Source organism: Microbacterium croceum (assembly GCF_023091245.1).
GTDB classification, from domain to species: Bacteria; Actinomycetota; Actinomycetes; order Actinomycetales; family Microbacteriaceae; genus Microbacterium; species Microbacterium croceum.
On record NZ_JAHWXN010000001.1, the window covers coordinates 1,703,210 to 1,716,459 of the forward strand.

9 protein-coding genes and 1 pseudogene are annotated in these 13,250 nt (G+C 69.7%); 5 read left to right on the forward strand and 5 right to left on the reverse strand.

Annotation, left to right across the window (positions count from 1 at the left end; all coding sequences use genetic code 11):
- Positions 1-35 precede the first annotated feature (35 nt).
- A pseudogene (locus tag KZC51_RS17955) lies at positions 36-1,580 on the forward strand (GMC family oxidoreductase).
- 45 nt (positions 1,581-1,625) lie between these two features.
- On the opposite strand, the gene KZC51_RS08050 reads toward KZC51_RS17955, so the two are convergent.
- Positions 1,626-2,393, reverse strand: a complete 768-nt coding sequence (locus tag KZC51_RS08050; protein ID WP_247629476.1) for an IclR family transcriptional regulator — start codon at positions 2,391-2,393, stop codon at positions 1,626-1,628.
- A gap of 148 nt (positions 2,394-2,541) precedes the next feature.
- Between KZC51_RS08050 and dhaK the strand changes: the two genes are divergently transcribed.
- From dhaK to ptsP, 3 genes are all read left to right on the forward strand, one after another.
- The gene (gene dhaK, locus KZC51_RS08055; RefSeq protein ID WP_247629477.1) at positions 2,542-3,534 is read left to right on the forward strand and encodes a dihydroxyacetone kinase subunit DhaK; all 993 of its coding nucleotides are present in this window, start codon (positions 2,542-2,544) and stop codon (positions 3,532-3,534) included.
- 98 nt (positions 3,535-3,632) lie between these two features.
- A complete protein-coding gene (gene dhaL, locus KZC51_RS08060) occupies positions 3,633-4,277 on the forward strand; it encodes a dihydroxyacetone kinase subunit DhaL (protein ID WP_247629478.1) in 645 nt (214 codons plus the stop codon).
- A complete protein-coding gene (ptsP, locus tag KZC51_RS08065; RefSeq protein ID WP_247629479.1) occupies positions 4,277-6,745 on the forward strand; it encodes a phosphoenolpyruvate--protein phosphotransferase in 2,469 nt (822 codons plus the stop codon). The genes dhaL and ptsP overlap by 1 nt, the downstream gene beginning before the upstream one ends.
- 203 nt (positions 6,746-6,948) lie before the next feature.
- Here ptsP and KZC51_RS08070 read toward each other — a convergent pair whose 3' ends face one another.
- A complete protein-coding gene (locus KZC51_RS08070) occupies positions 6,949-8,268 on the reverse strand; it encodes an MFS transporter (RefSeq protein WP_247629480.1) in 1,320 nt (439 codons plus the stop codon).
- Positions 8,269-8,828: 560 nt separating this feature from the next.
- On the opposite strand from KZC51_RS08070, the gene KZC51_RS08075 reads away from it, so the two are divergent.
- Positions 8,829-9,554 (forward strand): hypothetical protein, encoded by a 726-nt coding sequence (locus tag KZC51_RS08075; protein ID WP_247629481.1) that lies wholly within the window; start codon positions 8,829-8,831, stop codon positions 9,552-9,554.
- Between the two features lie 54 nt (positions 9,555-9,608).
- Here the strand turns inward: KZC51_RS08075 and KZC51_RS08080 are convergent, their stop codons facing one another.
- From KZC51_RS08080 to pdhA, 3 genes are read right to left on the reverse strand one after another with little or no spacing between them, the layout of a single operon-like run.
- Positions 9,609-10,985 (reverse strand): dihydrolipoamide acetyltransferase family protein, encoded by a 1,377-nt coding sequence (locus tag KZC51_RS08080; RefSeq protein WP_247629482.1) that lies wholly within the window; start codon positions 10,983-10,985, stop codon positions 9,609-9,611.
- A complete protein-coding gene (locus KZC51_RS08085; RefSeq protein ID WP_247629483.1) occupies positions 10,982-12,013 on the reverse strand; it encodes an alpha-ketoacid dehydrogenase subunit beta in 1,032 nt (343 codons plus the stop codon). The genes KZC51_RS08080 and KZC51_RS08085 overlap by 4 nt, the downstream gene beginning before the upstream one ends.
- Positions 12,010-13,134, reverse strand: a complete 1,125-nt coding sequence (gene pdhA / locus KZC51_RS08090; protein ID WP_247629484.1) for a pyruvate dehydrogenase (acetyl-transferring) E1 component subunit alpha — start codon at positions 13,132-13,134, stop codon at positions 12,010-12,012. Before pdhA ends, KZC51_RS08085 begins: the two co-directional genes overlap by 4 nt.
- Between the last annotated feature and the right edge of the window lie 116 nt (positions 13,135-13,250).

The following is a 13,250-nucleotide window of genomic DNA, read 5'->3' on the forward strand; positions in this document are numbered from 1 at the left end:
GCGAATCCGACGCCTGCCGTTCGAGGAGGAACGAGATGACTGAGCTCACAGAGGTCGCCGACTACGTGATCGTCGGCGCTGGTTCGGCCGGCAGTGCGATCGCGCGACGCCTGGTGGATGCCGGCCGCACGGTGCACGTGATCGAGGCGGGATCGCCGGATGCCGACCCGAACATCCACTCGCCGCAAGGGTGGCCCGCGCTGCTGATGTCCGACGACGACTGGGCGGTGATGACCACCCCGCAGCAGCATCTGGGAGGGCGGGCACTGTACTGGCCACGCGGCAAGACGCTGGGCGGCTCGAGTTCGCTCAACGGCATGATCTACATGCGCGGCGACCGCACCGACTACGACGGCTGGGCCGAGGCCGGTGCGGAGGGCTGGTCGTAGGACGAGGTGCTGCCGTACTTCCGCAAGTCCGAAGATCACGCGGACGGCGCCGATGAGTACCACGGTGCGGGCGGACCGCTGCACGTCGAACGCATCCCCGAGGACCACCGCAACCCGGTCGCTGCGGCGTTCGTGGACGCCGCCATCGCCAGCGGCATCCCCTCCACCGACGACTTCAACCGCGACACCCTCGACGGTGCCGGGTTCAACCACACCACCACGAAGGACGGCAGGCGGGCATCGGCGTGGCAGGCGTTCGTCGCTCCGATCCTCGGCAGCACCGCGCTCGCCGTGACCACCGGCGCCCTCGTGCATCGCGTGCTCGTCGAGGGTGGCGCCGCGGTCGGGGTGGAGTATTCGGTGGACGGCATCGTGCACGTGGCCAGGGCGAACGCCGAGATCGTGCTGAGCGCGGGGGCGATCGGCTCGCCGGCCGTGCTGCTGCGCTCTGGCATCGGACCGCGGGCGCACCTCGACGAGCACGGCATCGACGTGGTCGCCGACCTCCACGGTGTGGGGGAGAACCTGCACGATCATCTGCTCGTCAGCGTGATGTACGAGTCGAACGATCCGGTGCCGGCCGGGCGCTGGAATCTGCTGGAGAGCCAGCTCTACGCGCGGTCCTCGCAGGTGGAGGGCACGGCGCCCGACCTGCAACCCCTGTTCATCCATGTGCCGTACCCGACCGACGGCGGCGCTGCTCCCGAGCAGGGGTATACGATCGCGGCCGGCATCGTGCGTCCCTACTCGCGCGGCACCATCCGTCTCGCCTCGCCCGACGCCGCCGTCCCTCCGCTGACCGATCCGAACGTGTTCGCCGACGAGCGCGACCTCGAGGCCATGGTCGACGCGATCGAGTTGGTGCGTGGAGTCGGCGCGCATGCGGCGTTCGCGCCGTTCCGTAAGGCGGAGTTCGCCCCGGGCCCGGAGGTGACGACGCGTGAGCAGCTGCGCGACTTCGCCCGACGCACGGTCGGCACCTACCACCATCAGGTCGGCACGTGCCGGATGGGCGTCGACGAGCTGGCCGTGGTCGATCCGCAGCTGCGCGTGCGCGAGGTGCGGGGACTCCGTGTGGCGGATGCATCGGTGATGCCGTTCGTGCCGAGTGCCAACACGAACGCACCGTCGATCATGATCGGCGAACGGGCGGCGGACTTCCTGCTCGCGCCGGCTGAACCTGCCGCGTGACCCGGGCCTGCCGTCCCGAGATGCGACCCGCCCGCCGGGGACGATTCAGTCCTCGGCGGGCGCCACGCGTGGCGGCCAAGACGTCGCCCCGAGCTCGCGGGAGATGTTGCGCGCTGTCTCGCGCAGCGCGTTGAGCACGGCGTCGGACGCGGGTGCCTGTGACGTCGGCAGCACCACCGCCACCGCGGCGACGATGTCGTTCGAGGCATCGGCGACGGGGGCGGCGACCGAGGACTCGCCCAGCACGGCCTCGTCCATCTCGCTCGCGCTGCCGCGTTCGGCGATCGCCGGCAGTTCCAGGATGAGTCGGGCGACATCGGTGATGGTGTCGCCGGTGAGGCTGCGCAGCGGCTGGTCGAAGACGCTCCGCTGGAAGTCCTGGTCGTAGGCGAGCAGCACCTTGCCCATCGCCGATGCGTGCGCGGGGATCGCGACGCCGGTCTCCAGCATCTGCTGGCTGTCGTCAGGGCGCAGGTCGTGATGGATCACGAGCACCTCGTGGAAATGCGGCGCGCCCAGGCGCACCGGCAGACTGGTCCGCCGCGCGAGCTCCTGCGTCCACCGCATCGCTCTGGCGCGCACATCGAGCGTGTCCAGGTAGACGTTGCTGAGGCGCAGCAGCGTGGGCCCGAGCATGTAACGCTGCCCGCCGCGTTCCTTGGCGACCAGTCCGTGCGCGCGGAGCGATTTGACGATGCCATGCACGGTCGACGGGGGAAGGCTCAGTGCTGCCGCGAGGTCGGTGATGCCGAGGTGGCGGGCGCCCTGTAGCAGTTCGAGCACCTTCGCGGCGCGGTCGATGGCCTGGATCACGGGGCCGTCCTCTCTTCCGGTTCGTCGTCGAGCCGGCGTCTGCGTCGGGCTTCCGGATAGATCTTGACAAGCCGACGAGCTCCGAGCATATTCGACATTAACGAATTGCTTTCGGATTTTCGCGAAAGAGATCAAAGGAGATCGCACGATGAAGAAGCTCATCAACGCCCCGGAGGACGTGCTGGTCGAGTCGCTGAAAGGCACAGCGCTCGCCCATCCCGAACTCTCGGTGGATCTCGAGACCCATGTGATCACCCGCGCCGTGCCCAAGGCACAGGGCAAGGTCGCCGTGGTCTCCGGCGGAGGATCAGGCCACGAGCCGCTGCACGGCGGGTTCGTCGGCCCCGGCATGCTCGACGCCGCCGTCGCCGGCGAGGTGTTCACCTCGCCCACACCCGACCGCGTGCAGGCCGCCACCAAGGCCGTCGATCGCGGGGCCGGGGTGCTGCACATCGTCAAGAACTACACCGGAGACGTGCTCAACTTCGAGATGGCGGCGGAGCTCGCGCAGATGGAGGGCATCGAGGTCGGCACGGTCGTGGTCGACGACGACGTCGCGGTGCAGGACTCGCTCTACACGGCCGGTCGCCGCGGCGTGGGCCTCACGGTGCTGCTGGAGAAGCTCGTCGGCGCTGCAGCGGAAGAGGGCCAGGATCTCGCCTCCGTCGTCGCGCTCGCACAGCGGATCAACGGTCAGGGGCGGTCGATGGGCATGGCGCTCACCAGCTGCACGGTGCCGGCGGCGGGCAAGCCCACGTTCGACCTGCCGGAGGATCAGATGGAGATCGGCATCGGCATCCACGGCGAGCCGGGGCGTCACCGCGAGCCGCTCGCACCGGCATCCGAGATCGCTCGCCAGCTGGTCGAACCCATTCTGGGCGACCTGGACTTCGCCGGTCCCGCGATCGTGATGGTCAACGGCATGGGGGCGACCCCGCAGATCGAGCTGTACCTGATGTACGGCGAGGTCGCGGCCCTTCTCGAGAAGGCCGGAGTGCAGATCGTGCGCAACCTGGTCGGCAACTACATCACCTCGCTCGACATGGCCGGATGCTCGGTCACCGTGCTGAAGGCGGATGACGAGCTGCTGCGGCTGTGGGACGCACCGGTGAACACCCCTGGCATGCGCTGGGGTGCCTGAAGAGAACACACGGACCCGTTCCGGTTGCGAGAGAGCACTCGTGCGGCGTCACGAGCGTCACTCTCCGCGCCCGGAACCGACAGAAGGACTGAACCTGCATGACTGACACCATCGGAACCACCACCCTGCTCGACTGGATCACGCGCTTCCGTGACGCCGTGGTCGAGAAGCGCGACTGGCTCACCGAGCTCGACTCCGCGATCGGCGATGCGGACCACGGGGCGAACATGGCGCGCGGTATGACTGCGGTCGTCGACAAGCTGGGTGGCGGCGTGCCCGCCACCGCCGACGAGCTGCTCAAGGGCGTCGGCATGACCCTGGTCAGCTCAGTCGGGGGCGCGAGCGGTCCGCTCTACGGCACGCTCTTCCTTCGCATGGGGATGACGGCGGGCGCGGTCACCGAGCTCGATGCGGCCGCTCTGGCCGCCGCGCTGCGGGCAGGGCTCGAGGGCATCGTCGCGCGTGGCAAGGCGGAAGCCGGGGACAAGACGATGTTCGATGCGATGTCTCCTGCGGTCGACGCCTTCGACGCTGCCATCGGCGGGGGAGCGGATCTGGCGTCGGCCTCTCGCCGCGCGGCCGAAGCGGCGGCGGCTGGGCGCGATGCGACCCTCCCGCTCGTCGCCCGGAAGGGGCGCGCGAGCTATCTGGGTGAGCGGAGCGCCGGTCATATCGACCCGGGCGCGGCCTCGACCGCGATCCTGTTCGACACGCTCGCCGCCGCGATCGCCGGCAGCTCCTGATGATCGGCATCGTCGCCGTCTCCCACAGTGCACGGCTGGGTGAGGCGGCCCTCGAGCTCGCCCTCCAGATGGTGCAGGGCGGCGGTGTGCGGGTGCAGGTCGCTGCCGGGGCAGGGACGGATGCCGACGGCACCCCCGTCCTGGGAACGGACGCCGTCGCTGTCGCTGCAGCGATCGATGAGCTGGCGGCAGACTGCGACGGGGTGCTGGTGCTGATGGACCTCGGGTCCGCGGTGCTCAGCGCAGAGCTGGCAGTGGAGCTGCGCTCCAGCGATGTGCCCGTGCGTCTGGCGCCCGCGCCGTTCGTCGAGGGGCTGCTCGCCGCCGTGGTGTCGGCCGCGGCTGGTGGTTCCCTTGACACGGTCGCCGCTGAGGCGTCGGCGGCACTCGGTGCGAAGACCGGTCAGCTCGACCCGGACGCGCCCGCTCCGGCCGCAGAGGTCCCGACGATCGCGCCGGGTGCGCGCGTGCGGCGCGTGCGGGTGAGAAATCCGCTCGGCATCCACGCGCGTCCGGCCGCCTTGATCGCGAAGGCGTCCGCGGGAACCGACGTGCGCCTGCGGCGTCTGCCCGACGGTCCGGAGGCATCGGCGGCGAGTCTCTCCCGTCTGCTCGTGCTCGGCGCGCGGCAGGGGGACGAGCTGGAACTCTCAGCGCACGGTCCCGATGCGGACGCGGCGCTCGATCGGCTCGCTGCCCTCTTCGACGACGGGTTCGGTGAGGGGACCGTGGCCGCTTCTGCTCCCGCCGAGTCGGTGTCGGTATCGGAGCCGGTGTCACACGCGGCCGCTGTGCCGCAGGAACCGCTCGCCGCGGGAACAGTCCTCCGCGGGCGCGGGGTGAGCCCGGGGAGCGTCGCCGCGCCGGTGCGGCACCTCGCCCCTGCGTTGCCGGAGCCGGACGCGGCCGTGACCATCCCGGTGGAAGAGCGCGAGACCGAGGCCTCAGCGATCGAATGGGCCGCCGTGACCGTCGCCGACCATTTGCGATCCCGCACCGCACAGGCGACGGGGGAGGCGCGGGCGATCCTCGACGCCTCACGGCTGCTGGCCTCGGACCCGGAGCTGGTGTCGGAGGCGACCGCACTGGTCCGCTCGAAAGGCCGGAGCGCGGCCAGGGCCGTCTGGGAGACGGCCGGCGCACACGCGAAGAGCCTTGCCGCGCTGGGTGGGCGGATGGCGGAGCGCGTCGCGGACATCCGCGATGTGCGCGACCGCATCATCGCCGAGATCCTTGAGATCGACATGCCGGGCGTGCCCGAGAGCGAGGAACCGTTCGTGCTGGTGGCTCCGGACCTCGCTCCTGCCGACACGGCTGCTCTGGAAGGCGGCCGGTGCGTCGCCCTCGTCACCGAGCAGGGCGGCCCGACCTCCCACACCGCGATCATCGCGCGATCCCTCGGGCTGCCGGCGATCGTCGGCGTCTCCGGTGCGACCGCAATCCCCGACGCGACCGTGGTGCTCGTCGACGGAGCTCGGGGCAGGGTCGAGGTCGACCCGGCGGAATCGAGTGTCGCTGCCGCACTCGCCGCGGCGACCGTCGTGCCGTTCGACGGCGAGGGACAGCTCGCCGATGGACACCCGGTGGCGCTGCTCGCGAACGTCGGCGGAGCCGCGGATGCGGTGAGCGCGGCGGCCGCGCACGCCGAGGGCGTCGGCCTGTTCCGCACCGAGTTCTGCTTCCTCGACCGTGTGGAGGCCCTGACCGTCGAGGAGCAGGTCGCGGCCTACCGCGGCGTGCTCGCGGCGTTCCCCGGTCGCAAGGTCGTGGTCCGCACGCTCGACGCCGGCAGCGACAAGCCTCTCCCATTCGCGAACGCAGATCATGAGGACAACCCCGCGCTCGGCGTGCGCGGTCTGCGCATCGCGCGACGTATGCCCGCGTTGCTCGACGATCAGCTCCGTGCGCTCGCGCGGGCGGCTGAGGCGGAATCCGCGGTGGTCGAGGTGATGGCCCCCATGGTCGCGACCGTCGAGGAAGCGGGGGAGTTCGCCGAGCGTGCGCGTGCGGCAGGGCTCACGCGCGTCGGCATCATGATCGAGACGCCGTCCGCTGCGCTGTTGGCGGCCGAGTTGTTCGACGTCGTCGACTTCGTCAGCCTGGGTACCAACGATCTGGCGCAGTACACGCTCGCGGCGGATCGACTGCTCAGCGAGCTCGGCGATCTCAACGATCCCTGGCAGCCTGCCGTTCTGCGCCTGATCGGCATGGTCGGTGAGGCGGGTCGTGCGGCCGGGAAGCCGGTCGGCGTCTGCGGCGAGGCGGGGGGAGACCCCGCGCTGGCTGCCGTGCTGGTCGGGCTCGGCGTCACGTCGCTGTCGATGACCGCACGGTCGCTGGGGCGCGTGGCCACGGCGCTGGCGGAGGTGACGGAGGATGACTGCCGGCGGGCGGCCGCAGCGGTCCTGGCAGCGAGAACGGGAGAAGAGACGCGTGCGGCGGCATCCGCCGCACTCCGCAACGCCTGAAGCGGCTGCTTGCCTTCGTCCGGTCGCGGGCTGAGGTCGTCCGAGCCGAGGCCGTCGTCGAGAATCCGCTCTCCGCATCGCGCCCTGCTCATCCTGGCGGTGCGCGTTCACCGGACGACCGGCCTTTGGCTGCTGACCGGTCGTCCGGTGCTCTTGTCATGGCCAGGACCGCAGCGCGAACCTGCGGCGGCCGGCTGCGGGCGTCAGACGGACAGATCGACGCCCTTCGTCTCCTTCACCAGCGAGACTCCGATGAGCGAGATCACGGCCGCCACGGCGATGTACACGCCGATAGTCCACGACGCCTGGAACTGGTTCATCAGCGCCTCGGCGATCATCGGCGCGAACGCTCCGCCGAGGATGGCGCCGAGGGCGTAGCCGATCGAGACGCCCGAGTAGCGTACGTGTGCGGGGAACATCTCCGCGTACAGTGCAGCCTGCGGGCCGTACGAGAGTCCGAGCGCGAACGTCATCACGAACAGCGCGACGAAGTACCACAGGACGTGTGCGGTGTCGATCAGGATCCACATGGGAATCGCCCACAACGCCAGCGCGACGTAACCGATCTGGAAGGTGCGGATGCGACCGAGCCGGTCAGACAGGTGCCCACCCCACAGCGTGAAGACGAGCCAGCCGAACGAGGCGAGCGTCGTCGCCAACAGCACAGGAGGGCGATCCATGCCGAGCGCCGTCACGGCGTAGGTCGCGAAGAAGGCGATGAGCAGGTACCCCGCTGCGTTGTTCGCGATGAAGATGACCGCGGTCAGGACGACCTGCTTGGTGTTCGTGTGGAACAGCTGACGCAGGGGCGCTGAGGCCTCCTTGCGTCGACGCACCAGATCTTCGAAGATCGGGCTCTCGTCGACGGCGCGACGGATGAGGTATCCGACGCCGATCAGTACGATCGACAGCAGGAACGGGACACGCCAGCCCCACTCGAGGAAAGCCTCGGGAGACATCGAACTGGTGAGTGCCCACAGGGTGAACGTCGCGAGGATCATGCCGATCGGGACGCCGATCTGCGGGAACGCACCGAAGAGACCGCGCCGTGCGCGCGGCGCATGCTCGACGGCCATCAGTGCCGCGCCGCCCCATTCTCCGCCGGCCGAGAAGCCCTGCAGGATGCGGAGCAGGATGAGCAGCACGGGCGCAGCGACGCCGATCGCCGCGTAGGTCGGCAGGACGCCGATCAGCGACGTCGACAATCCCATCATGATGAGCGTGAAGACGAGCATCTTCTTGCGCCCGAGCTTGTCGCCGAGGTGCCCGGCGACAATGGCGCCCAGTGGGCGGAAGAGGAAGGAGATGCCGATCGTGGCGAAGGAGAGCACCTGCGCGAGGCCGGGGGCCTCCTCGGCGATCGGCGCCAGGAAGAGCGGGGCGAGCACGAGTCCCGCTGCCTGGGCGTAGATGAAGAAGTCGTACCACTCGATCGAGGTGCCGACGAGTGTACCGGCGAGCACGCGTCGCTCCTCGGCGGGCATCCGCCGGGTCGGGGTGTGGCCAGAGACTGCTGACGTCATGCGAACTCCATTGTTCTGGTTCTGCGGAAGTGGACGGCGAAGCGTCCCGGGTCTTCATAACCGACTGTTCGGTCAGTAATTGCCGAGCGTACCGCATGACGAACACCGAATCGAGATCATGGTCAGCCCCTTCCGAGCGCGCGACGTGGATTCTCGTCCCGCTCGGTCCCACGATGAAGGACTTCCGCGGCGCACCCGTCACCGCAGATGCGGTGATCGAACATGAAGGAGAGCCGGGCGATTCGGCGCAGCCGCTCTGAACGTCGGGCCCGCCCTAGGCTGTGAATAACACGCGTCGATGGGGCGCGGACAGAGAAGCCGGGCAGTCGCTGTGGAGCGTCGGCGCACGTACTACCTCCTGGAAGGTCACGGACGCCGCGGACGCGCGGACGGGCTTCCTGCATGCGCTCGCTTTCGCGGACGAAGCGCAGGCACAGGCCCGGATGGACCAGCTCCTCGGGGCAGCGGAGCAGTGCGCGACATTCGATTACAACGGTCCCGCCACATTCGACGGCGTCGTTCGGGATCCCCGGGATGACGTTCGCGCGTTCTCGGGGACGGTGAGCGTCAATGATCTCGAGGGCGGGGGGAACACGTTCCACGCGTTCGCGTCGGTCGGCAACGTCATTGTGAACCTCTGGAGTCCGGTCGGAGACGGAACTGCCCCTGATGCCGACGCTGTCGCAATCCTCCTCCAGGATCGCGCGGAGCAGGCGCGCACGAGCCTGATCGACGAGCTCACGACGAACCCGCCCACGTCTGAGGATGTGCCTGAGGTCGACGCAGCGGCATCGTGGAGCGAGTGGGCCATCACCGGCGAAGGCGTCGGTCCGATCCTCCTCGGAGTCTCCATCGATGTCGCGCTCGCCGCGACTCCAGGTGCGCAGGTCGTCGATCCGGAGTACGACGGGGGCCCGTGGAAGGTCATGAGCGCTGACGGATCAGCCTCGCTGTCGATCACGGCCCAGGAGGAGGGCGGCACGACGGTCTCCGCCATCACGGTCGGGAACGATCGCTCGCTCGACGGCGCCCCGCAGGACGGCGTTGCTCTCCCCTCGCGAGGCGACGTGCGCGTCGGAGACCCTGTCTCCCAGGCTGTCGCAGCGTTCCCGGGTGGCACGTCGATCAGGATCGCGTCTTCCGGTGACCATTCGTACGAGACCGCCACGCGCGACGGGCGTCTGTTCCGGTTCCGCACCGACCGCGACGTCGCCGAGGCCGACGCCATGATCGTGGGGATCACCGTCGAGGACGCGACCGTGCGGCGGGCGCCCGACTTCGGCTGAGCCAGACGCGTCGCGCGACTCGACGTCGGCTGAGCGCCGCCGGGCGACTGCTGCTCACACCCTCCCGAACGCGCGAAGCGGATGCTCGATGAGTTCGGTCACGCGGCGGAGGAACCCCGCCGCGTAGCCGCCGTCGCACACCCGGTGGTCGAACACCAGGGAGAGCTGGGTGATGCGTCGGGCGACGATCGAACCGTCGACCACCCAGGGGCGTTCGATGATGCGGCCGATCCCGAGGATCGCGACATCGGGATGATTGATGATCGCGGCGGAGCCGTCGACGCCGAGTCCGCCGTAGTTGTTGAGCGTGAACGTGGATCCGCGCAGCCGTTCGGGTGGCATCGACCCCGAGCGCGCTGTCGCGGCGAGCTCGCGCAGACTCGCGTCGAGCTGTTCGATCGAGAGGGCATGCGCGCGCGGGATGACCGGCACCATGAGGCCGCGCTCGGTGTCGGCGGCGACCCCGAGATTGATGCCGTCGAAGGAGATGAGCTCGGCGCCGTCGTCGCTGAGACGCGAGGCGAGAACCGGGTACTCCTCGAGGGCGAGCAGCACGAAGCGGGCGATCAGCGCCGTCACCGACGGAGCCTTGCCGTCGACCGGTGCCATCTGCGCTCGCAGATCCCACAGCTCGGTGGCATCCACATCGACCCAGACCGTGGCCTCGGGGATCTCGCTCCGGCTGCGGCCGAGCTTCGCGCTCACGGCTCGCCGCAGCGGCGACATCCGCTCTCTCGTGCGCACGGTGAGCCCGTCGAGGATGTCGCCGGTGGGCGGGAGCAGGCGTGCGGCGTCGGTGTCGCGTCGATGTGCGGCGGCGCCGTCCACCGCATTGTCGACCGCGGCCCGCAGTACGTCGGCGCGAGTGATGGCGCCGTCGGCACCGGTGGCGGCGATCAGGTGCACGTCGAGGCCGAGATCGCGCGCCAGGCGCCGGACGAGAGGAGAGCGCACGGCCGCGGGGCGTCGATCCGCTGCGGGTCCGGTGGGAGTGGCGGCACCCTGCACCGTCGTGGTCGCGCCGGAGCCGATCCCTGTGGCTGCAGGTCGACGACGTCGTCCCTTCGACCTGCTCTCCGTGGTGCCGTAGCCGATCAGGACGTTGCCGGAGCCGGCGCGTTCCTCTTCGCGGTACGCCTCGTGCTCCACCTCGGTCGCAGGGACAGGCATCGGTGCGCCATCCGCCACCTCGAGTACCGGCGCGCCGACGTCGATCGTGTCGCCAGCCTCACCGTGCAGCGCCGTCACGGTGCCGGCGAAGGGCGAGGGCAGCTCGACGACGCTCTTGGCGGTCTCGACCTCGGCGATGGGCTGATCGGTCGTGATCGTGTCGCCGACCGCCACGAGCCACTGCACGAGTCCGGCCTCGGTCAGTCCCTCTCCGAGATCGGGCAGGCGGAAGACGTGCGTGGTGGTGCTCGGCGCGCTCATGCGTCCTCATCCCAGTGCAGGGTGTCGATCGCGTCGAGGACACGGTCGACGTCGGGCAGATACCAGTGCTCGAGTTTCGGCGGCGCGTAGGGCACATCGAAACCCGCGACCTTCCGCACCGGGGCCTCCAGGTACTCGAAGCAGCGCTCGAACACTCGCGCCTGGATCTCCGACGCGACGCTCACGTACCCCGGAGCTTCGGCGATCACGACAGCGCGGCCCGTGGAGCGCACCGCCGCAGTCACGGTCGCGTCGTCGAACGGGGAGAGTGAACGCACGTCGACGACCTGCACGCTGCGCCCTTCGGCGGCGGCGACCTCGGCGACCTCCAGCGCCAGCGGTACCGACGACCCGTAGGCGAGCAGCGTGACATCGGTGCCGTCGCGGGCGATGCGCGCGGAGCCGAGCGTGGCCGGGATCGAGGTGTCGACCTCGCCCTTGGTCCAATAGAGCTTCTTCGGCTCCAGGAAGATCACGGGGTCGGGCGAGGCGATCGCCGCTCGGAGCAGCGAGTACGCATCCTGCGGAGTGGACGGGCTGATCACCGTGAGCCCCGGCGTGTGAGCGTAGTAGGCCTCGGAGGAGTCGCAGTGATGCTCGACCCCGCCGATGCCTCCGCCGAACGGGATGCGGATCACCATCGGCACCCGCATCCCGCCCCGCGTGCGGTTGCCGAGCTTGGCGACATGACTGACCACCTGCTCGAAGGCGGGGAGCGCGAACGCATCGAACTGCAGCTCGACCACGGGGCGCATGCCGTTCATGGCCATCCCGACGGCGGTGCCGACGATGCCGGACTCCGCGAGGGGAGTGTCGAAGCAGCGGTCCTCGCCGAAGCGCGCGGTGAGTCCGTCGGTGATGCGGAACACCCCGCCGAGTGCGCCGACGTCTTCTCCGAACACCACCACGTCGGGGTCGTCAGCGATCGCATCGGCCAGAGCCAGGTTCAGCGCTGCGGCCATGCTGAGCGTGCTCACTTCTCGCTCTGCTCGGCCGGAGATGCGGATGTCGTCGTGTGCGATGGTCATCGGGGTCCTCCGGTCGCTGTCGATGCGGTCTCCGCGGTCTCGAGCCGTCCGCGCTCGATCTCTCCGCGCAGCAGGGTCCATTGCTCCTCCAGCTGGGGGGAGCGCGTCTCGGTGACGAAGCGGAACAGGTCTTCCGGGTCGAGATCCGTATCCGTGTTGAGGGCGGCGCGCATCGCGGCGGCGATCGTCTCGGCGCCGGCGGCGAACTGCCTCTCGGTCTCGTCATCGAGTGCGCCGATGCCGTCGAGGTAGGCGCGCAGGCGCACCAGCGGATCCCGTGCCATCCAGGCCTGCACCTCGTCACGCTCGCGGTAGCGGGTGTCGTCATCGGCGTTGGTGTGGGCCTGCATCCGGTAGGTGTGCGCTTCGACGAGCGACGGCCCGCCGCCGGCACGCGCACGATCGACGGCCTCGCCGAGCACGGCCAGCACGGCGGCGACGTCGTTGCCGTCGACCCGCTGGCCTGGCATCCCGTAGCCGATCGCCTTGTGCGCCAGCGACGGCGCCGCTGTCTGCCGGGACAGGGGCACCGAGATCGCGAACTCATTGTTCTGCACGAAGAAGACGACCGGCACGTGGAACACGGCGGCGAAGTTCATGGCCTCGTGGAAGTCGCCCTCGCTCGTCGCGCCGTCGCCGCAGAGCGCGAGCACGACCGTGTCCTCGCCACGATGCTTCGCGGCCTGCGCGAACCCGACCGCGTGCAGCAGCTGGGTCGCGAGCGGGGTGGTCTGCGGGGAGACGCGGTGCGCACGCGTGTCATAGCCGGAGTGCCAATCGCCCTTGAGGAGCACCAGCGCGTCGGCGGGGTCGACACCCCGGCCGATCACGGCGACCGAGTCGCGGTAGGTCGGGAACATCCAGTCGGTGTCGGCGATCGCCATCGAGGCTCCCACCTGGCATGCCTCCTGTCCGTGCGAGGAGGGGTAGACCGCCAGGCGGCCCTGACGCACGAGAGCGCCGGCCTGATCGTTGATGCGGCGGCCCTCGATCAGGCCGCGGTAGGCGCGCATCAGGGTCTCGGGGTCGGGCACGGCGTAGTGCTCATCCGCGACAGCGGTGCCGTGCTCGTCGATCAGACGCACCGGGGTGTCTCGTGGGAGCAGATCTGTGTGCAGCATCCGTTCGCCCTCCTTGCCGAACTCGATGGGGCAAGCTTGCCTCTCGCGCGACAGTCGTCCAAGAGGAAGCACGGAATACTGGATGAACAGTCGGGAATTGCTGTTTTTGCGGCCGA